Source organism: Bradyrhizobium sp. USDA 4474 (genome assembly GCF_054057515.1).
The window spans coordinates 1,621,371-1,640,697 of sequence record NZ_JBSRZJ010000002.1; the positions used below are offsets into that span (position 1 = coordinate 1,621,371).

Here is a 19,327-nt window from a genome sequence, read left to right on the forward strand (position 1 = left end):
CGGGCATGATGGCATGATCGATCTCCGGCCCTCTGCACGTCGGTGCGGTCGCCGCAAGCCGCGGCGGTGGCCTTGATCGCGATCGCATGCAACGCATCAGTCAGCGCCGCGACGGGCTTGGCCGGCGCTTGATCTACATCAACATCACCGCCCCCTGCGAGAACAGGTTGTAGCCAGCGCGGATGAAGTCGCGCTCGTCGCCTTCGTTCGCGGATGTAGAGGGAAGAATCATCATGCGTATTTCGATCAAGTCCATGACCGTTTCCGGAATCGCCGCCAGCGGACTGCTGGGACTTGCAGGCGTCACGTTCAACCCGGCGCCAGCTGCCGCAATCGTGTATTGCACGTATGTTGGCTATCCCGCCGGTTGCGTTGCGAGAGCCGGCGTCGTGCTGCGGCCCCGACCGGTCGCGCGTGCCGCGGTCCGTCACAATGTTGGCGGCAACGCCAATGGCGGCGTCAATCGCATCGGGGCGCGACGCTGAGGACTGGTTTGCGGGTTCGCCGCTTTTTGTCGGCAACGGGCAAGGCTGGGGTCTCTCCGTCGTGCTGGACCGGAGCTGCACGCAGCTTCTGACAAGAATGGCGCAACGTCGTCGCAGTCTGGGCCCATCATGGGGGGCGCGGAGCGACCAAGATGCCGCTACTGGCGTATTTCTGGAAGGTGGGCGCGGCGCTGCTCGCGCTCCTGTTCGTTGCGGACTTTTGTCTGGACGAGGCGCCCGTCTGGAAGACGAGTGTGGACGGGCCGGCCATACGCATTCACTCGGATCGCAAATGGCCGGAGCGCGTTGTCCTCGATACCAGCGCGCCGGCAACCGTCGCTGCGACGCCTGAAATCATGCACATGGAGAAATCGCCTCTGGCCGACCGGATGGAGCCACCGGTCGTCAGGACGGAGCCTCCGGCCGTTCTCAATGCACTTGCCATGGCGCGAACGGATCAACAGCCAGGCGAAACCGTCGATCGGAAACGAGCGCGCAAGACGCGACACGTCGCAACGCGATCAAGGCGGCAGCCACCGCAAACGGCTTTGGCAACGCGGCAGGCGCAATACGCGTGGTTCGGCTACAGATACTGGTGACCGGCGCAACGGCATGAGCGCCACGCCAGATCGCTGTCCCATTCACGCGAGCTCGGGGGTTTCGCTTCATCGACAACAACCAGCGGTCACATTGTCCTTCTGAACAGGCAAGAGCTGGCCGAGTTTGACCGTCCGAACTGAGTTGCCGAGGCGCACGTTCGTATCGCCCATGAAAAAGGCCCCGGCCGATGCCGGGGCCTGAGTTCACGGGGAGGACGCAAGCTCAATAGCGAGCCGTGACGGGCGCACCGTAACCGCCGAAGCGATAGTTCACACGCAGCGTGATCATGTCGACATCCTGGCTGACACCGCTGCCGAGCAGCGTGACGCCGCCGGGTGTGACCACGCCGGCGAAGCTGGTATTGTCACGCCCCATCCAGAGATGGTCATATTCGACACCGAAGGACCAGTTCGGCGCAAAGCCATATTCCCAGCCGACACCCGCGGTGCCGCCCCAGCGCGTGTGACCTGCCGAGGCGAGGCCGACGCCCGTGACGTTGTTGAAGATGTCGAAGCGATTGCGTGTCACCGCGGCGCCGCCCTTCACGTAGAACAACGATGCGTTCCAGGCCCAGCCGAGCTGTGCGGTGAAAAGGCCGATGCCATCCGTCTTGCCCGTGGTCGAGACCAGCGGGTCGATCAGGCTGACGCGTGTGTTCTTGATATCGGCCCAATCGCCCTGCGCTTCCAGGCCGAGCACGAACTGATTGGTCTGCCAGCGGTACCCAATCTGTCCGCCGACAAGTCCACCCGAGCGATCGGCGCAACCGCTGGCAAGAGTCCCCGCAGGAGTCAGGAAATCGACGCATCCACGGCTCTGCCCCCAGCCCCCGTTGGCGCCGATGTAGAACCCGCTCCAGTTATAAATCGCCACCATGGGTGCCGGCGGCGGCGCCGCCTTGACAGCCATGTCGGCCGCCATGACCGGAGTGGCCATGCTCAGCGCCGCAAAACCGATTGCGGCCATCGAGAACCTTTTCATCATGATATCCCCTTTGCTCAGATCTCTTTCGGTCGAAAAAGCGCGCCGCTATGTCGGCTGAGGGCGCGTAAGTCCTGCGAACATCTTGAAAGTCTATGCGCGGGGGCCGTTTCGGCCCGTATCAAAATGGCAACACCCAAACGCGATCGCTGTGCACGTCAACGTGCTTATCCGGTATCATGCTGGTGAGGCGCGGAAGCGCCCTCCTGATCTTCGGCGAGCCACGCATGAATGCCGGCGGCTGGAATGAGCCGCCTCGGAACGTGGGGATTGATCGTACCCGCAAAGACCGCAAGCCCTTCGTCGAGCTTGGCGCGCGCGAACAGCTTCGCTTCATTCTCCGTTGCAAACGTCTTGGTCTCGCGCGGACTCCGCAGCCTGGATAGAAGACCGCGCTTTCGCACTTCCGAAGTGACGTACCAACTCGCAACCATCGCATCCACCAGCAAACGCCCCATTGCGCTTCTGCGGCAGCGGGTGATCGCGTCGGTTGATCCAGATCAAGTTGCGTTGACAACCTGACGCGCTGCGACCGTCATCGGGCCGCGATCATTCCGCCCTGATCGATAGCCCGGATGGGAGCGCAGCGAGAATCGACGATTTTTTCCCGCGCGGACCCATCTGCCCGGATCGCGCTATCGTCACATTCTGCTACTTCGGAAAATACGATATAGCGTCGGACAAAACAGGGGCAGGATGGGGTCACCGCAGTCTCGCCGGTCGGCACGTGGCTGGTCTCGCGCGGCGGCGAGGACGATTCCTGGATCTACGCGTACGCGCGCAATATCGGCACTCAGCTACCTTACAGGAGATGGGGCCGTGGGGATTTCCGCCGGGCCGCCAAGGCCAATTACGCCACGGTCACCGGCCAGCTCTGGACGCCGGCTGCTCCGGCCAGGGAGCGGCGTCCCGTCACGCGCGCAGGGGTCGCCCTGCACAACACGAAAGACGACTGCTGGGCCATCATCGCAGGAAAGGTCTACGACATCTCCGCCTGGGTTCCCCGTCACCCGGGTGGGCCGGTATCGCCCGGACGTACGCCGGCAAGGAGGCCACCGCCGAGTTCGGCGACTACCACAGCGCCGAAGCTGTCGCGCACATGGCCCATTTCTGCATCGGCGAGCTCGTCGGGGCTCCCGGCCGCCTAGCCGCGAACGGACGCGCTGACAAGCAGATCGGAGCACCGCCCGGGAACTCGGTCGCTGCTGAAGAGTTCCTGTTGCAGGCCTACTTGTCCCAGCCATGCCCCGGAGATTCGGGCAGCCGGGCTTCCAGAGACGCGCAGGGGGTTCAATGACTGGTTCATCCGAGGGCGCTTCAGGCAGCGAGCCCAGCGATCAGCCAAGAATTTCGACCGGCAGCGACGGATTGGATGACATCCTGGGAGGGGGCTTCGATGCCAACCGCATGTATCTCTATGAGGGCAGGCCAGGCACCGGCAAGACCACGATCGCGCTGCAATTCCTGCTGAAGGGCGCGCGTCGCGGAGAACGGGTGCTTTATATCACGCTGTCGGAAACCAGGCGCGAGCTGGACCTCGTCGCGCGCCGCCATGGCTGGTCGCTGGACGGCGTCGATATCTTCGAGCTGGTCCCGCCGGAAACGACGCTCGACCCCGAGCGCGAGCTCACCGTGTTCCATCCCGCCGAGATGGAGCTGAGCGAAACGACGGGCCTGATTTTCAGGGAGGTCGAACGGATCAATCCGACGCGCGTGGTGCTCGACAGCCTGTCCGAGTTGCGTCTGCTTGCCCAGAACCCGCTCCGTTACCGGCGGCAGGTGCTGGCCCTCAAACATTTCTTCACCAACCGAAATTGCACCGTCATCCTGCTGGACGATCTCTCGTCGTCCCAGGACGATCTGCAACTGCATTCAATCGCTCACGGCGTCGTCATGCTCGAACAGCTCGCCATCGATTACGGCGCGGAACGGCGGCGGCTTCGCGTGATCAAGATGCGCGGCATCCGATTTCGCGGCGGCTTCCACGATTTCACCATTGAAAAGGGAGGCCTGCAGATATTCCCCCGTCTCGTCGCGGCCGAGCACCACAAGCCGTTCTTCGGTGACTTCACGCCGAGCGGCAGCGCCGAGCTGGATCAGCTGCTGGGAGGCGGCCTCGAGCGCGGCACCAACGCGCTGCTCATCGGGGCTGCCGGCGTGGGCAAGTCCTCCGTCGCACTGACCTACGCGATCGCAGCGGCCGAACGTGGCGAGCGCGCCGCATTCTTCGCCTTCGACGAGGGGCGCGGGACCGTCGAAGCGCGTGCCCGCACACTCGGGCTGCCGCTGGAAAAGCACGTCGAGTCCGGTCTGATCCGGTTTCAACAGATCGACCCGGCCGAGCTGTCACCGGGTGAGTTCGCCGCGCTCGTGCGGGAGAGCGTCGAACTCGACAATGCCCGCGTCATCGTCATCGACAGCCTGAACGGTTACCTGAATGCGATGCCGGACGAGCGATTTCTCATCCTGCAAATGCACGAGCTCCTGACCTATCTGGCGCAGCAGGGCGTGCTGACCATCCTGGTTCTTGCCCAACACGGGCTGGTGGGCCCCATCGATTCGCCGCTCGACCTCAGCTATTTGAGTGACGCAGTGATCATGCTGCGCTACTTCGAGGTGGGTGGAACCGTGCGTCGCGCTCTGTCCGTGGTGAAGAAGCGCAGCGGCAATCACGAGCACACCATCCGCGAATTTCGTCTCGGCCCCACCGGCATCAAGGTCGGTCCGCCGCTCAGGGACTTCAGCGGTATCTTCTCCGGCAATCCACAATATACGGGGACAGCAATGCCCGAGGAATCGGCCGAATGAGCGCCGACCGGGATCAACAGGTTCTCATCTACGCTCCGATCGGTCGCGACGGACCAGCTTCCGCCGAACTTCTTCGTAGCGCGAACCTTGCGGCCATCAACTGCCGGAGCCTGTCCGAGCTCGTCAACGAGATGACAGCCGGTGTGGGCGCCGTCTTCCTCGCCGAGGAAGGTTTGTTCGGGCAAGACACGACGGCGCTGGCGCAATGGATTGCGAACCAGCCGCCGTGGTCCGACCTTCCCTTCGTCATCCTCACCAGTCATCGCGAACAACCTGCCGTCGTCGCATGGCGCCGCGATATCGTCGCGCTGCTCCGCAACGTCTCGCTGCTTGAACGACCGGTGCAGCCGATGACGCTGACCAGCGCCATTCAGTCGGCGATGCGCGCCCGCGAGCGCCAATACGAAATCCGGACACTCCTCGAGGCGCGCGAGCAGACGGCACAGCAGCTCGAGAGGCTCGTCGTCGAACGCACACGTGCCTTGGCTGATGCCAACGAGCAACTGCGTTTGGAAATGAACGAGCGCGCCCGCGTCGAGGAGACGCTTCGCCAGGCCCAGAAGATCGAAGCCATCGGCCGGCTGACCGGTGGCGTGGCGCATGACTTCAACAATCTGCTGATGGTCATATCCGGTGGCCTCGACATGCTCGACCGTCAGGTGGATCCTGCCCGCCGTCGTCGCCTGATGGACGGGATGGTCCAGGCCGCACAGCGCGGGGCCAGCCTGACCCGGCAGTTGCTCGCGTTCTCTCGCCGGCAGACGCTGCGGCCCGAGCCCGTCGACGTCGCCTCGCAAATGGGCGGCATGCGCGAACTGCTCGATCGAAGCCTGAGAGGCGACGTCCACGTCGAGTTCGACTTTCCCGAGACCCTCTGGCCGGTGGAGGTCGACCCCGGCGAGCTTGAACTGGTGATCCTCAATCTCGCCGTCAACGCTCGCGATGCCATGCCGAACGGCGGCACGATTGTCGTCCGCGGCGAGAACCTGCCCGATCTGAGGGACGAGCAGATCGCCGGAGACTACGTGCGCCTCTCCGTCGTCGATACCGGCGTCGGCATGGGGCCCGAGATCCTGTCTCGCGTCTTCGAACCGTTCTTCACGACCAAGGAGGTCGGAAAGGGTTCGGGACTCGGGCTCGCGCAAGTCCACGGCTTTGCGACGCAGTCACGAGGGACGGTCCGCATTCGATCGGAAGTTGGCAAGGGCACCCACATCGAGCTCTATCTGCCGCGCTCCCACAACGTTCCCTCCAGGGAGCGGCACCTCATCGATTTCAACATGGTGCGGCCGACGCGAAGCACCCAGGGCCAAGTCCTTCTGGTCGAGGACGACGACGAGGTCGCCGCTCTGGTGAGCGAGATGCTCGGGCAACTCGGCTACGAGGTGACGCGGGCCGCGAGCGGCGCGGCCGCGCTCGGCGCCCTGGCCGATGGCCGCGCAGTCGATCTCGTCTTCTCCGATATCATGATGCCCGGCGGCATGAACGGGATCGAGCTGGCGCGCGAGATCAGGAAACGCCGTGGCGACATGCCCGTGCTGCTGACCAGCGGATACTCGGAAGCCGCTGCTCGCGATGCCGAACTTGACGGTATTCAAATTTTGCCGAAACCGTACCACATCGACGAACTCGCGGCGGCGCTCAGCGCGGTGAGATCGGAACCGGAGCGCGAGACGGAGCCGAAGCGATCGAACGGCGGCTGACGTCTCGCGATCTCCTGTCACGAAACAGGGTCGCCGACCGCCTTGCACCGTTCTTCCTTCGCAGCACGCTCATTTTCAATCCGCAAGAAAAGCAGCAAGGGATCGCGACATGATGACCAAGGCCTTTCTTCTCGTCGAAGACGAGGCGCTGATCCGGATGATGCTCGCCGACATGATCGAGGAGCTCGGCCATCGCGTGGCGGCCGAAGCGGGAACGATCGACGAGGCGATGTCGCTGGCAAGCTGCTCCACATTCGATGCCGCCATCCTCGACATCAATGTCGACGGATCACACATCACGCCCGTCGCGGACATGCTGGCGACGCGACGAATTCCCTTCCTGTTCGCAAGCGGCTACGGCTCCGGCGGCGTCCCTGACACGTTCGCCGACAGGCCGGTGCTGCGCAAGCCCTTCCAGATCGAGGAGCTGGAGCGCATCGTCAAATCGCTGTGCTGAGCGGCGCCGACGACACCCAAAGGTTGGGCCGAATTGTCATCGCGCCTTAGCTTCTTGTTTGAGCATGATCTCCGCGCAAACCATGTTCCGGTTCGCGCAGGGTGCAAAACGCGTTCCGGCTTTCTGACGGTCGAGCGCGTGGAACCTGAACAGCCATTCAAGAAAGTTTCTTGCCAGTTCCTGCAACAGCCGGCGGCGGCAGAAGTTGACCCGTCGACGAAGCAGAAGGAGGAGGAACAGATGAAGAAGCTGACTTACGCTCTCGCGGCGGTCGCGACACTTGCAATCGGTGCCCCCACCATCGCCAACGCGGCTGGCTTCGGCGTCTATGTCGGCGGCGACCGCGATGATTACGGCCCGCGCGCACGCATCTACGAGCATGACCGCGGCTGGCATCATGGCTGGTACCACCACGATCGCGATTACGACCGCGGCGTCGTGATCCGCCGCCACCACTGGGACGACGATTAACCCGTGCCACCGCTGTGAACAAGGAGGCCTCGCTTCGGCGAGGCCTTTTTGTGTCCGAACGGAGCATTGTCCGAGCGGACCAGCAGAACTTGGCCGCTCGGATTTGAATGGCTTTCGCGGCATCGGCTGTTTATGGTCCCGTCATGTCCCGCTTCGCGTGCCTCTTCGTTGCTGTCATTCTGTCGCTGCTGCCGGCCACCGCACCGGCCGCGCAAATCCACAAAAAGCAAGCCTGGCATGGCTATGGCTTCCTGCCGGGCTATCGCCAGCCGCTGAGCAACAGCCAGCCGATCTACATGCAGAAGAACGGCTTCAGACGTTACGCGCGCGAAAACCAGCGTCCCTGGTATATCGATCGCGTGCCGGCCTACTACCGCTACATGGACGGCGAATGGCACTATTTCGGCCGGCCCGGCTTCGGTGGCTCCCGCTACAATGGCGGCAGCTTCGGTCCGTGCTGGACGCGGACGCCGATCGGCGCGATCTGGAATTGCGGCTGATCGTCCTTCACCTCTCCCGACCGGGAGAGATGAAACGGACACCTTGATCAAAAAACAGCACGGGAGTGTGCTCCCTATTAGCGGAAATAACCCAGTACGAGATCGATGTCCGAGCTGCCCGGCACCGTGCCGTTCAGCTCGGCATCGATGACGCGGCGGCAGGCTTCGATCGCGGCGTGGTCGCCGAGATCATTGGCGGCCTCCAGCACGAGCCATGCGGCGTCGACCGTGGCCTTCTCCGGAGCCGAGCCGCCGGCGCCAACGAGGCTCTTGTTAAGGCTCTTGTTCTTGCGAACTGCGGTACCGAATTGAGGCAACATTACAAATACTCCCTCGATGTCCCGTTCAGTGAACCTGCTGGAGCTCGGGCTGACGACCCGTCGCGGGATCGGCACCGGCGCTGTTCTTGCGCGACTGGTAGAACTTCAGAATGCTGCGCGAGGTCTCGATCTTGAGCCGGCCGAAATCGCGCTCGTTGTCGTGGAGCTCGCGCGCCGTGATCAGGTGATCCTTGGCGCCGAGGAACAGAAGAGACATCGTCGTGTCCCAGGAAAAGTCGAGCGCCTTGCACAGCACCAGGATCATCTCGCGGTTGCGATCCATCAGCGCCCGCTCGATCACGTCGACCGGCAGCGACGACAGCAGCGACAGGCCGATCTGCACCTCGTCGAAACGATGCTGACGCGCATAGTTCGAGATCGAGACCTGATTGAGGTTGCCCTGCCGGTACTGCGTCGTCACCACGCGCTTGGCGACGAAGTAGCTGCGCGAGGACGGACCGAACTTGGACTGCAGATCGCCGGTGACCTCGGTCACCGAGGTCTGGATCTGCGACATCATCTCGGGACGCTCGGTCTCGAGCCGGCGGCGGACGTCTTCCGACGCCTTGGAGATGAGCTGCTGGAAGATGTGGCGCGGCACGTCCTTGCGCAGACCGAGCTGCTCGGCGAGGATCGAGTCGCCTTCGGCGCGGCGGACCATGTGCAGCAGGCCCGAACCCGAGAAGCGCGCGCCCTCGTTCCTGGCCACGGCGGTGACAACCTCCTGGTTACCACGCTTGACGAGCACATCGGTCACGGCCTCGCCGATCGCCTCGCGCTGGGAGATCGCGAGCAGATGCGCCTGGCCCTTTGTCATGGCGCTCTCGACCAGCACCTTCTCGTCGATGCGGTTGGAGCCGCGCAGCACCGGCCCTGCGACCTCGATCTCGTCATCGAGGGCAAGCTTCTCGATGACGTTGAGAGGGGCGTGATCGCAACCCGCCATCAATTCGGAGAGCTGCGCCCGCGCGGCGACCTCGATCTCGTCGGCGAGCCGGCCGATGACTTCGCCGAACATGCTGATGTCGTCATCGACATAGCGGCCTGTGATCAAAAGGTCGGTCGCATGCCACAGCGCTTTGGCCCTGCTTTCGTCGGTACCACGCGCGATCGCGTCGTCCAGATCTTGTAGAAGCGTCGTCGCCCCGTTCATGTCGATAACCCCAGTTCCTCGCGCGCCATCCTGCGTCTGCGGGCAGGACTCCGGATTGCTCTGGAACCAACCTAGAGATCAAACGCGAGAATCCAGTAAAATCGTCGCAGCAGTTTGCCGACGAAAATTCGTTCAAATGCGGGGAAATTGGGTTTACCGGCGCGTCAGGTGCCACCTGTCCCACGCCGGAGGTGGGCACCGAACGGCTCGCACCTTCGTCCTACGGATTCGACGGCGTCAGGACCAGCGGCGGCTTCGGCCTGGGTCTTGCGGGCGGCAGGCCCGGGGCGGGCCGCACGTCGATCGGCGGCGGCAGCGGCGCCACCTGCTGGCTTGCCAGCGGCGGGCTCGGCGCCGCGGGCGCGGCAAGCGGCGCCCTTGGCGTCGGTGCGGCCTTGGGCTCAACCCTCAGCTTCGGCGCCGGGCGGCGCGGATCGCGTCCCGGCAACGGCACCTCGGTCAGCGCCGGAGGCGGCTCCGGTTCGGGCGAGACCAGTGTCGGCAGCGCGGCGGTCGCAGGCGGCGGCTCGCCGCGCTCGATCGCATCCAGCCGCCGCGTCTCGCGATCGATCGTACGCACCGCAAGCCATGACGACAGCGGCGTGAGATCGACGGTGCGGCTGAGCTTGTCGGGCGGACCTGCCGCGAACAGCTGGATCTCCGGTGGCGCGCCGGAAAGGCCGGTCATGATCGGCGTCAGGCTGGCGCGGATATCGACCTGATCGGCCGGAATGTCGTAACCGCCGGAGACGATGGCGCGGGCGTTCTTGGCTTCGAGCGGGGTCGCACCGACGCGCAGGCGGCCGTCGCGGATCGTGAACGGAATCTGTGCGGAGGCGACCGCTATGGGCGCCGCCGACAATGCGGGCTCGACCAGCTGACGCAACCTGGCGTCGTCGCTCACCTGCCCACCATCGCTGGCGCGGATGGCGATCTCGAAGGCGCGCGGATTGAGGCCGCTGATTTCGGCCGAGTCCAGTGTCACCGTGCCGTTGCCGGCGAGCGCGCCTGTCAGCGCCGAGACGCTGCGGCCCTGGCTCGTCAGGGTCATCTGCACCGAGGCGCGTCCCTTGGGCAGCGCGAGATCGCGGTAGCGCAGCGAGGTCGCATCGACATTGGTGAGATCGAGATGCGCGTTCAGCGCCAGACCGTTGGCGCCGTTGCGCGCATCGAGGCTTGCCGTCATCTCGCCGCCACCGAGGCCGCCCTTGAGCGCATCGAGCGCGAGCGACTGGCCGTCGCCCCTGATCGTGCCGCTGAACGGGCGCAGCTCGATGCCGCCGGGCAGGCTGCCACGCAAGGCTTGAAACGCGATACGGCCGCGCCAGCCAGTGACGAGACCGGCGCTGAGCGCCTCGCCGCTGTCACGTCCGGCCGCGCCGATCGCCAGTGCGAGCGCCGGCGCCAGATCGAGCGTGTCGAGCCCGACCTCGCCGTCGACGGTCTTCTCCTGATCGAGCGTCATGACGAGATGGCCGCGCAGATGCGAACCCGCAGCGGTGCTGTCGAGATCGTCAAAGGTCAGCCGATTGCCTGACAGCGCGAGGCGGGAGGACAGGTTTACGGACCGCGCCGATTTGTCGGCCGGACTGGTCCCGAACAGCGGCGCCAGATTGGCGTTGCGCACGTGCAGATTGACATTGGCCTTCGGCTCCGACGCCGACAATTCGAGATTCCCTTGCACATCCGCGTCCAGCCCGCCGCCACTGAGCTTTGCGTTCAGTTGCATCGGCCCGCGCCATGCGCCGCTCAGCTTGCCCGCGAGCTGCGAAGCGCCCTCGCCCGCAGCGGCGATGCGATCGAGACCGAGCAGTTCCGTCAGCGCGGCGGCCTGGGGTGCCGAGACTTTCGTCTCCAGCGTAAAGTCGCCGTTGCGCAACTTCTCGATGTCGATGCCGTTCACCGCCGCCACAGGCGCTTGCGCGGTGAGCGTGGCAATGGCCTTGAGCTGCGGCGCATCCAGGTCGAAGACGGCGTGCGCGTCGCTGCGATCAGCATGTTCGGCGCTCTTGTCGAGGCTGAGGTCGAGCTTCAACCGCGTCGCGCCAGGCAACGCCGGGATGGCATCGAAGCGGGCGCGCATGGCGGGCACGATCGGCTCGAGCAGCGCCGTGAGGTCGCGCAGCGAGTTGGCCGACGATGTCAGTGCGAGCCTGCCGGTGGCCTTGGTCCGATCAAAGCTGCCGCTCGCCTCCGTGGTGACGCCGCTCGCCTGGCCGAACCGCAATTGCTCCAGCGACAACGACGTCGGACCGTAGCCGAGCCTGGCTGCGAACGGCCGCAACTCCTGCCCCGCCGAGATCGCACGGCCGATGTCGAGCGAGAGTTTTGCTTCCTCCGGCCATTCGCCTTGAGGGCCGGCGAGCGCGCGCACGAAGCTCGCGGCGGCATCGAGGTCGAGACGGTCGGCCTTGAGATCGGCATCGATCCGCGAGCCCTTGCTGGCGCCCGTTTGGACGAACGCAATGCGGCCCTCGACCGCACCGCCTTCGATGTCGGCCTTCAACTTGTCGATGGCGAGATGGTTGGCGGCGATTGTCACGTCGCCGGCGAGGCGTAACGGCCGCGTGCTGCGCCGGAGAATGTCGTTGCGGCCCTGGAGCCAGGCCACGAGCGTATCGGGATCGGAGGACTCGACGCTGAGGCGGCCGCTAAAGCTGTCGGCGCCGGGCGTCGCGCCATTGAGCGACAGCTGCGTCATGCCGGGCGCGCGCAGCTCGAGCCGCTGGAAGGTCCAGGATCGGCCATCGGTCTGCAGCTCGGTCGTGATGTTCTGGAGCGGGCGGCCGCCCAGCATGATCTGGTCGGCGTTGAACTCGATCTGCGCCGGGATCGGCGCCTGCGGGATCGCCGCAAGCCCTGCGCGCAGCGCCGGCAAAATGCGCAGCGGATCGGCGTCGTCTCTGCCCGCGAGCTTGTCGGCATCGACCTGCCGCGCGGACAGGACCGCCCGCAGGAGCGGGGACGCGCCAAACCTGAGATCGCCGACGCCGCCGATCTTCAGCGCGCTATCCTCGGGGCCAAAGCTCGCGTCGATCTGGTCGAATTTGGCGCCTGCCGGATCGGCTTTGAGTTTTGCGGTGAGCTTCCACGGCACCGGTCCCGCCCCGCCTGCCTTCTTCGTCGGCGGCACGGCCAGCGTCAATGCGCCGTCGAATTTCGGCTGGCGGTTGTCGAAGGCAAGCACGCCTTCGAGATCGGCCGAAACGGCGCGCTCGCCGGGATCGATATTGAGGTGCAGACGCGTGGCGCTGCCATCGGGGCTCGGGCCGGAGGACACGCGGAACGGATAGCGTACCCCTCTGGCGGTGAAATTACCGTCGCCCCGCACCGAGCCCGCGAGCGAGCGCACGTCGCCGGAGAAGACGATGTCGTTGAGCTCCAGGGTCGAGCGGCTGGCCGCGTCGTGAAGCGCGATGCGGCCGGTGAGGTTCAGCCGCTCGATGGCGAGCGAAGCCAGATTGAAGGTGCCGCTCGCCGTGGACGGCAAATCGACCTTGCCTCGGGCATCGAGGCCGAGGTCCAACGCCATGCCGCCAATCGAAAGCTCGGTGGCGCGCCATTCGCCGCGCATCAGGGAGCTCAGGCTGAACTCGACGTCGAGCTTGTCGGCACGCAGACGGCCGAGATCGTTGTTGCCGCCGAAGGTGACCGAGCGCAGCCGCAGCGTCGGCGCCGGCAAGAGCCGCGCATCCAGCTCGCCCCCGACGCGCACCGGCACCCCGATGATACGGGTCGCCTCTGCCTCGAACTGGGGCCTGAACTGGTTCCAGTCGATGAAATAGGGTCCGATCAGCGCAGCCAGAAGCGCTAAAATAAAGGCAATCGCCAATCCGAGCAGCGTCGTCTGCACGGGTCTCCCCTCGGCCAAGCCGGCACCCGGGTCAAACCCAAGCCTTCAATCAAGCTTCAGGCGCGCCGGAACTGCCCCTATATAAAGAGAAGTGTGGCGAAGTCACAGCGGCTGTCGCGCGCGGAGGTTAATGCACCCGGCCATCACCAGCTGGCCGGCAGACGCTTCAGGCCCCGCAGCACGAAGGTCGGCCGCCATTCCGGGTTCTCGACGTCGTCGATGCGCAAATCCGGCAACCGTCGCAACAGGGTCGCGATGGCGATCTCGGCCTCGATGCGCGCCAATTGGGCCCCCAGGCAGAAATGGATGCCGCCGCCGAACGACAGCGGCCGGACGTTTGGCCTGGTGATGTCGAGGCGATCGGGGCGATCGGGATAAACAGCCGGGTCGCGGTTGGCCGAGCCGAGCAGGCAGAGCACGGTCTCGCCCTTGGGGATCCTCTTGCCACCGAGATCGTCGATATCCTCCAGCGTGACGCGGCCGGTCATCTGCACCGAGGAATCATAGCGCAGGAACTCCTCGATCGCGTTGGTCATGAGCTCGGGCCTCGCCTTCAGCAGTGCGAGCTGGTCCGGATTGCGATGGAGCGCCAGCAGACCGTTGCCGATCAGGTTGACAGTGGTCTCGTGGCCGGCACCGAACAGCAGGATGATGTTGGCCGTCAGCTCTTCGTTGGTGAGCTTGTTGCCGTCTTCCTCGGCCTGCACGAGCTGGGTCGTGAGATCGTCCCCCGGATTGCGGCGGCGCAGCTCGAACAGCTGCTGAAAATACATCTGCGCCATCATGTTGCCGGCGTTGCCCTTCGCGATCTCCTCCGGCGTGAGCGGAACCGGATCGAGCAACCGCCCGCCATCGCGCGAGCTCTTGTAGAAGGCCTCGCGGTGATCCTCGGGAATGCCGAGCATCTCGCAGATGATCGTGACGGGCAGGCGGAACGCAAAATCCTCGATCAGGTCCATATGGCCGCGCTCGATCACCGCATCGATGGCCTGATCGACGATCTCCTGGATGCGCGGACGCATGTCCTCGACCCGGCGCGCGGTGAAGGCCTTCACCACGAGGCCGCGCAGGCGGGTGTGATCGGGCGGATCGGACTGCAGCATCCAGTGGCTCATGCTGCGGAAGACCGGCTCTTCCATGATCTCGGGGCTATAGCGGCGCTTGGAGCGCTCGACGAAATCCTTGCCGAAGCGCTTGTCGCGCATCACGAGGCTCACGTCGGCATGACGGCTGGCCACGAATTGGCCGAACGGCGTCGCATGGACCGGATCGATCGTGCGCAGCCGGTCGTAATGCGGATAGGGATCGCGGATGAAGTCCGGCGACAAAGGATTGAACAGCGGATCGCCGCCTGCGGGTTGCACTTGCTCGTTCATGGTGACCTCACATCGGTTGCCGCATGACACGATACGCAGCCCGAGCCCGGAGCCCGGAGCCCGGCGTAACCATCCCCAAGATGACTTGATCAGATCATCAACTCGATACATTGTTGTATCGAGTTGCATTCTGCCCTAAACTGGCCCGATGTCAAGGGTGAGAACCAGGCCGACCAGGGACGACACGCGCGACAAGTTGTTCGAGGCGGCCGCGCACGTGTTCGAGCAAGACGGCATCGGCGGCGCCAGCATCGAAGCGATCGCGGCCGCTGCGGGTTTTACCCGCGGCGCATTCTATTCGAATTTCAAGAGCAAGGACGAGCTGATCATTGCGATGCTCGAAGACCATGTCGAGCAGTCGATCCGCCGCAACATGGACATCCTCGCCCAGCACGACAATCTCGACGACTTCATCGCCGCGCTGAAGTCGATGGACCGCAGCAAGCAGGACCCGCTCGGCCGCTCGCCCCTCCTCCACATGGAGATGATCCTGTTCGTTGCGCGCGCCGAGAAGCGCCGGCCGGAACTGGCAAAACGCCTGCGCGCCCGGCGCAAGCTGATCGCCGACATCGTCGAGGCGACCGTGAAGGACAACGGCATGGGCGACACGCTGAACCCGCCCTGGATGGCCTCGGTGGTGCTGGCGCTGGAAGACGGCTTCCGCCTGCACCGGCTGATCGATCCGGACACGACCCCGGCCGACAGCTTTCTGCGCGCGATCACGGATCTGCGGCGCAGGACGGGATTGGCGTCGGACTAAGCCTTTCGCATGCGCTAAACGGTCGCAGTCCGGGGAACGCGCACGCGGTCAGCAAACGCGAAGCAGTGGAACGCGCCGATCTCTTCAGCCGTCGCGATCAGCTACAAGGCTGTGGACGGCAGTCGCCCAGGACGCAAGATAAACGCTCGTTTATCTTCATGACTCTTTGTCTCTCCCGAAGGCGCGCTTGCAACTTTTGCCCGTCGTTGATGTTGGCCCGACATCACAACACCAACGAGGAGGAACGCACATGAAGAAGACCGCGCTGGTTCTCGCAACCGTCGGGATACTCGGCGTGAGCGCCGTAGCGGCACCAAGGCCCGCGGAGGCCCGCTGGCATGGTGACTTCGGCCCAGCGCTGGCCGGTGGATTGATCGCCGGCGCCATATTCGGCGGCCTGGCATCGTCCGCTTACGCGTATGGTCCGGGCTACGGCTACTATGGCCCGGGTTACGGGTACTACGGCGGCTACGCGCCTGCGTATTACGGCGGCTACGACCCTTATCCGTGGGGCGGCTACACAACGACCTACTACAGCACCGGGTATGCGCCGGCCTATTACGGCTACCACTATCGCCGCATCGTGCGTCCGGCTTACGCTTACTACGGCGGCCCGTTCCCACGGCGGCACTTCTTTCACCATCGTTGGTACCATCACTGGTGATGTGAAGCGCCACGACAGGCTCGGCACGGAACGCTGAGCCCCCGACGTCAAATATCGGGTCGATGCCAAAGGCCGACTCCTTGGGCTTCGACCGGGAGAGATGCGCGCGGCCGCGACGGGGCCGGCGCAACTGCAAGCGACAAACTCAGGGAGATCGAGATGAACATTGGAAAGAACAAGTTCCTGCTGAGCACAGCAGTGCTGCTCGCCGGCGTCAGCCTGGCGTCGGTGCAGGGCTCGGCGCAGGGTATGCGCGAAGGTGCCGGCGGCGGAATGAGTGCTGGCGGCGGAACCTCCAGCGGTGGTGGCGCGGAACATTCCAGCGGTGCGATGTCGCATGGCGCGGGCGGTGCTTCCCACAGCGAAGGCATGGCGCAGGGCCGCGCCGGCGGCCGGGCCGAGGGCTCCTCCGCCATGCAGGATAGCAGGCGCGCCGCTGACAAGGGCGACAAGAGCGACAAGCAGACCGTGGGCCAGGCCCCCGATCGCGACAATATGCGCCAGTCTCAATCAGAGCATGAAAAGCAAGGCAAGGACCAGACCGTCGGCCAGTCGCATGGCGATCGCGACCACGCGCGTCAGTCCAAATCCGAGAACGACAAGAGCGAACAGAAGAACGAGACCGTCGGGCAGAGCCGCGGCGACCGTATGCATCAGTCGCAAGGCGCAGAGCAGAACAAGAGCGCGACAACGGGCGCCAACACCAAGGACAACCTCCGGGACAAGAGTGCGCAGGACAAGGCTGCGCAAGACAAGAGCGCTCAGGACAAGACCGCACAAGAGAAGAATGCCACCGGCAGGAATGCGCAGGCTCCGAACTCCACCACGACCGGCGCGAACACCAGGAGCGAGGCGCAGAACAAGAACGCGCAGGATCAGAGCAAGACGACCACCGGCGCGAACACGGGCAACAACAACGCCCAGGGCCAGAGCGCGCAGGGCACGACGACCGGCGCCAACACGCAAGGACAGGCAAACGCCCAGGCGCAGACTCAGAACGGGACGACCCAGAGCATGTCCGGCCGCGTGCAGCTGAACGCGCAGCAGGAGACACGGCTGCAACAGTCGGTCCTGAATTCCCGCAATGTGGAGCGCGTGCGGGTCAACGACAACGCGATCAACTTCCGCGTCGATGCCGGCGCGGTCGTGCCGCGGGACATCTCGGTCATCTCTGTTGCGGATTATCCCGCGCTGATCGACGTCTATCCTGACTACCGCGACGACAGCTTCTTCGTCGTCGATGACGAGATCGTCGTCACCGACCGGAGCCGCCGGATCGTCGACGTCATCCCCGCCGGTCCGCGGACGCATTATGCCCGCCGCGGCAGCTCGAGCGGCAACAGCAGCGTCGCTGCGCTCGATCTCAGCCCCGACGAGATCCGAATCGTCCAGCGCGTCCTGATCCAGCGCGGCATGCTGTCCGGCGAAGCGGACGGCGTCCTCGGGCCGGAAACGCGCCGCGCGCTGATCTCCTTCCAGCGGCAGGAGGGCTTCCAGGCCTCCGGCTCGATCGACAGCCGCACCGTCGCTGCGCTTGGCGTATCCAATCAGATCAGCGCCACGCAGGGTCAGTCGACGACGGTCGGCCAGGGCGGGAATAGCCAGTCGACGCCGCCGCAGAACACGACCGGACAAGGCACCGGTCAGAGCAACGCGCCGGCGCAGCAGAACCAGACCACGGGTCAGGCTCCGCAGAACCAGCCGTCCACATCTGACCAGGCGCAGCAGAACCAGCCCGCGAATTCGGGCCAGGCCAGCACAAAACCGCCATCAGGCCAGACCACCGGCCAGGCCCCAGCGCCGAGCAACAACCAGTCGACCGGTCAGCCCAGCACCAACCAGAGCACGCAGACTGGACAGACCAACCAGAACAATGCCCCGCCGCCATCGACGTCTGGGCAGCCGGCCAAGAAGTAATCCGGCCGGTCACGTCTCAAGCCCCGCCTCCGGCGGGGCTTTTGGCTGCCCTCAGCGCGATGCCGTGCTCAGGTTCTCGCCGAAGAACTTCCAGGTCTTGCCGTCGAACTTCGCCAGCTTGAAGGTGTCGAACGTGGAATAGTCCGTTGGCGTCACCGAGACCGTGATGCCGGGCAGGAGAAGCGGCAGCGAGGCCTTGCTGATGTTGGTGGCCTGCTTCAAGACGTTTTCGCGTGTCAGCACGTCGCCGCAATTCTTCAGGATGAGCGCCGTGAACTGCGCGGAGGTGTAACCGACCTGGTTGCTGCCATCGATCGGATTTCCGTCCGGATACCACTGCTTCATGAACGCCAGATAGTCCTGCACGCCCTGATCAGAGTCCCATGCGGGGTCGCCCACGACCTTGAATGCCAGCGCCGTGATCAGGCCGGTGGACGCTTCCAACCCGGCTGGCTCGAGCACGCCGCCGATCGAGCTTGCAACCGACACGATGAAATGCGTCGGCTTCCAGGCGAGATCGGTCACCTTGCGGATCGCCTGCGCACCGAATTTCGGCGTGGCGATCGTCATCAGGACGTCGGCACCGGCGCTCTTCAGAGTGACGACCTGGGAATCGATCGTGGGATCGGTCACCTCATAACTGAGCTCCTTGATGATGAGACCAGCCTTGTCGCCGAGGCCCTCCTTGAAACCCTTCAGGTAATCCTTGCCGAAATCGTCATTCTGATAGATCACGCCGATCTTCGCGTCGGGAAGCTCCTTGAGGATGTACTTGGCGTAGATCTTGGCTTCCTGCGCGTAAGGCGGATAGAACGGCGTCGTCCAGGGAAAGCTCTTCGCATCGTTCCACTTCGAGGCGCCGGTCGAGATCAGCAGGTGCGGAATGCGCTTGCCGTTCAGATATTTCTGGATGGCGGAATTTGTCGGCGTGCCCAGCGAACCGATGTCGGCCAGGATCTCGTCCTGCTCGACGAGCTTGCGCGTCTGCTCCACTGTCTTCGGCGGGCTGTAGCCGTCGTCCATGCTGAGGAAGTTGATCTTGCGGCCGTTGATGCCGCCCTGGCTGTTGATCATCTTCCAGTAGGCGGCCTCCGCCCTGCCCTGCGTGCCATAGGCCGACGCCGGCCCGCTATAAGGCATCGTCTGCCCGATCTTGATCTCGGTATCGCTGGCACCGGGATCGTACTGCTTGTCGGCGGCGAAGGAGGCCGAGCTCGATAGAATGACGAAGGTGGCGACTGCCGCCACCGCAATGCAACAACGCATGAAACTTCTCCCT

Annotated in this window: 19 protein-coding genes; 11 read left to right on the top strand and 8 right to left on the bottom strand. The window is 64.6% G+C overall.

Annotated elements, in window-relative coordinates:
- Window positions 1-133 precede the first annotated feature (133 nt).
- Entirely contained in the window at window positions 134-256 is a 123-nt protein-coding gene (locus ACVW16_RS09480; RefSeq protein WP_456698983.1) for a hypothetical protein, read from the bottom strand.
- On the opposite strand from ACVW16_RS09480, the gene ACVW16_RS09485 reads away from it, so the two are divergent.
- Both ACVW16_RS09485 and ACVW16_RS09490 read left to right on the top strand, forming a co-directional pair.
- Window positions 255-485, top strand: coding sequence for a hypothetical protein (locus ACVW16_RS09485; RefSeq protein WP_456698984.1), 231 nt, complete (start codon window positions 255-257; stop codon window positions 483-485). The genes ACVW16_RS09480 and ACVW16_RS09485 overlap by 2 nt on opposite strands.
- A 179-nt stretch (window positions 486-664) precedes the next feature.
- Window positions 665-1,084, top strand: coding sequence for a hypothetical protein (locus ACVW16_RS09490; RefSeq protein WP_456735981.1), 420 nt, complete (start codon window positions 665-667; stop codon window positions 1,082-1,084).
- A gap of 223 nt (window positions 1,085-1,307) precedes the next feature.
- On the opposite strand, the gene ACVW16_RS09495 is transcribed toward ACVW16_RS09490, so the two are convergent.
- Together ACVW16_RS09495 and ACVW16_RS09500 are read right to left on the bottom strand one after the other, a co-directional pair.
- Window positions 1,308-2,066, bottom strand: a complete 759-nt coding sequence (locus tag ACVW16_RS09495) for an outer membrane protein (protein ID WP_456698986.1) — start codon at window positions 2,064-2,066, stop codon at window positions 1,308-1,310.
- Between the two features lie 167 nt (window positions 2,067-2,233).
- Complete coding sequence (locus ACVW16_RS09500; RefSeq protein WP_456705051.1) at window positions 2,234-2,500, bottom strand: hypothetical protein; 267 nt, start codon at window positions 2,498-2,500, stop codon at window positions 2,234-2,236.
- 531 nt (window positions 2,501-3,031) lie between these two features.
- Between ACVW16_RS09500 and ACVW16_RS09505 the strand changes: the two genes are divergently transcribed.
- The 6 genes from ACVW16_RS09505 (at window position 3,032) to ACVW16_RS09530 (ending at window position 8,005) form a co-directional block, all read left to right on the top strand.
- Window positions 3,032-3,214, top strand: a complete 183-nt coding sequence (locus tag ACVW16_RS09505) for a hypothetical protein (protein ID WP_456705052.1) — start codon at window positions 3,032-3,034, stop codon at window positions 3,212-3,214.
- 145 nt (window positions 3,215-3,359) lie between these two features.
- On the top strand, window positions 3,360-4,874 hold the full coding sequence (locus ACVW16_RS09510; RefSeq protein ID WP_456735982.1) for an ATPase domain-containing protein: 1,515 nt from the start codon (window positions 3,360-3,362) through the stop codon (window positions 4,872-4,874).
- The gene (locus tag ACVW16_RS09515; protein ID WP_456735983.1) at window positions 4,871-6,577 is read left to right on the top strand and encodes a response regulator; all 1,707 of its coding nucleotides are present in this window, start codon (window positions 4,871-4,873) and stop codon (window positions 6,575-6,577) included. The genes ACVW16_RS09510 and ACVW16_RS09515 overlap by 4 nt, the downstream gene beginning before the upstream one ends.
- Before the next feature lie 109 nt (window positions 6,578-6,686).
- A complete protein-coding gene (locus ACVW16_RS09520) occupies window positions 6,687-7,034 on the top strand; it encodes a response regulator (protein ID WP_456698989.1) in 348 nt (115 codons plus the stop codon).
- A gap of 240 nt (window positions 7,035-7,274) precedes the next feature.
- A complete protein-coding gene (locus tag ACVW16_RS09525; RefSeq protein WP_456698990.1) occupies window positions 7,275-7,505 on the top strand; it encodes a hypothetical protein in 231 nt (76 codons plus the stop codon).
- Between the two features lie 143 nt (window positions 7,506-7,648).
- Entirely contained in the window at window positions 7,649-8,005 is a 357-nt protein-coding gene (locus ACVW16_RS09530; protein ID WP_456698991.1) for a hypothetical protein, read from the top strand.
- 77 nt (window positions 8,006-8,082) lie between these two features.
- On the opposite strand, the gene ACVW16_RS09535 is transcribed toward ACVW16_RS09530, so the two are convergent.
- From ACVW16_RS09535 to ACVW16_RS09550, 4 genes are all read right to left on the bottom strand, one after another.
- Complete coding sequence (locus ACVW16_RS09535; RefSeq protein ID WP_456698992.1) at window positions 8,083-8,325, bottom strand: hypothetical protein; 243 nt, start codon at window positions 8,323-8,325, stop codon at window positions 8,083-8,085.
- A gap of 25 nt (window positions 8,326-8,350) precedes the next feature.
- On the bottom strand, window positions 8,351-9,478 hold the full coding sequence (locus tag ACVW16_RS09540; protein ID WP_456698993.1) for a DUF2336 domain-containing protein: 1,128 nt from the start codon (window positions 9,476-9,478) through the stop codon (window positions 8,351-8,353).
- A 220-nt stretch (window positions 9,479-9,698) separates the two neighbouring features.
- Window positions 9,699-13,331: an AsmA family protein gene (locus ACVW16_RS09545; RefSeq protein ID WP_456802345.1), complete on the bottom strand. Its 3,633-nt coding sequence runs from the start codon at window positions 13,329-13,331 to the stop codon at window positions 9,699-9,701.
- Between the two features lie 143 nt (window positions 13,332-13,474).
- A complete protein-coding gene (locus ACVW16_RS09550) occupies window positions 13,475-14,707 on the bottom strand; it encodes a cytochrome P450 (protein WP_456735985.1) in 1,233 nt (410 codons plus the stop codon).
- 148 nt (window positions 14,708-14,855) lie between these two features.
- On the opposite strand from ACVW16_RS09550, the gene ACVW16_RS09555 reads away from it, so the two are divergent.
- The 3 genes from ACVW16_RS09555 to ACVW16_RS09565 all read left to right on the top strand — a co-directional run bounded on the left by ACVW16_RS09555 (window position 14,856) and on the right by ACVW16_RS09565 (window position 18,048).
- Window positions 14,856-15,467: a TetR/AcrR family transcriptional regulator gene (locus ACVW16_RS09555; RefSeq protein WP_456698996.1), complete on the top strand. Its 612-nt coding sequence runs from the start codon at window positions 14,856-14,858 to the stop codon at window positions 15,465-15,467.
- A gap of 250 nt (window positions 15,468-15,717) precedes the next feature.
- On the top strand, window positions 15,718-16,131 hold the full coding sequence (locus ACVW16_RS09560; RefSeq protein ID WP_456802346.1) for a hypothetical protein: 414 nt from the start codon (window positions 15,718-15,720) through the stop codon (window positions 16,129-16,131).
- A 159-nt stretch (window positions 16,132-16,290) separates the two neighbouring features.
- Entirely contained in the window at window positions 16,291-18,048 is a 1,758-nt protein-coding gene (locus ACVW16_RS09565; protein WP_456738788.1) for a peptidoglycan-binding protein, read from the top strand.
- 51 nt (window positions 18,049-18,099) lie between these two features.
- Here ACVW16_RS09565 and ACVW16_RS09570 read toward each other — a convergent pair whose 3' ends face one another.
- On the bottom strand, window positions 18,100-19,314 hold the full coding sequence (locus ACVW16_RS09570; protein WP_456698999.1) for an ABC transporter substrate-binding protein: 1,215 nt from the start codon (window positions 19,312-19,314) through the stop codon (window positions 18,100-18,102).
- Between the last annotated feature and the right edge of the window lie 13 nt (window positions 19,315-19,327).

Coding starts and splice junctions, on each gene's coding strand:
- ACVW16_RS09550 (WP_456735985.1), bottom strand. CDS start 14,707: ATGAACGAGCAAGTGCAACCCGCAGGCGGCGATCCGCTGTTCAATCCT.
- ACVW16_RS09525 (WP_456698990.1), top strand. CDS start 7,275: ATGAAGAAGCTGACTTACGCTCTCGCGGCGGTCGCGACACTTGCAATC.
- ACVW16_RS09495 (WP_456698986.1), bottom strand. CDS start 2,066: ATGAAAAGGTTCTCGATGGCCGCAATCGGTTTTGCGGCGCTGAGCATG.
- ACVW16_RS09480 (WP_456698983.1), bottom strand. CDS start 256: ATGGACTTGATCGAAATACGCATGATGATTCTTCCCTCTACATCCGCG.
- ACVW16_RS09560 (WP_456802346.1), top strand. CDS start 15,718: ATGAAGAAGACCGCGCTGGTTCTCGCAACCGTCGGGATACTCGGCGTG.
- ACVW16_RS09515 (WP_456735983.1), top strand. CDS start 4,871: ATGAGCGCCGACCGGGATCAACAGGTTCTCATCTACGCTCCGATCGGT.
- ACVW16_RS09510 (WP_456735982.1), top strand. CDS start 3,360: ATGACTGGTTCATCCGAGGGCGCTTCAGGCAGCGAGCCCAGCGATCAG.
- ACVW16_RS09485 (WP_456698984.1), top strand. CDS start 255: ATGACCGTTTCCGGAATCGCCGCCAGCGGACTGCTGGGACTTGCAGGC.
- ACVW16_RS09500 (WP_456705051.1), bottom strand. CDS start 2,500: ATGGTTGCGAGTTGGTACGTCACTTCGGAAGTGCGAAAGCGCGGTCTT.
- ACVW16_RS09535 (WP_456698992.1), bottom strand. CDS start 8,325: ATGTTGCCTCAATTCGGTACCGCAGTTCGCAAGAACAAGAGCCTTAAC.
- ACVW16_RS09530 (WP_456698991.1), top strand. CDS start 7,649: ATGTCCCGCTTCGCGTGCCTCTTCGTTGCTGTCATTCTGTCGCTGCTG.
- ACVW16_RS09555 (WP_456698996.1), top strand. CDS start 14,856: ATGTCAAGGGTGAGAACCAGGCCGACCAGGGACGACACGCGCGACAAG.
- ACVW16_RS09520 (WP_456698989.1), top strand. CDS start 6,687: ATGATGACCAAGGCCTTTCTTCTCGTCGAAGACGAGGCGCTGATCCGG.
- ACVW16_RS09565 (WP_456738788.1), top strand. CDS start 16,291: ATGAACATTGGAAAGAACAAGTTCCTGCTGAGCACAGCAGTGCTGCTC.
- ACVW16_RS09570 (WP_456698999.1), bottom strand. CDS start 19,314: ATGCGTTGTTGCATTGCGGTGGCGGCAGTCGCCACCTTCGTCATTCTA.
- ACVW16_RS09540 (WP_456698993.1), bottom strand. CDS start 9,478: ATGAACGGGGCGACGACGCTTCTACAAGATCTGGACGACGCGATCGCG.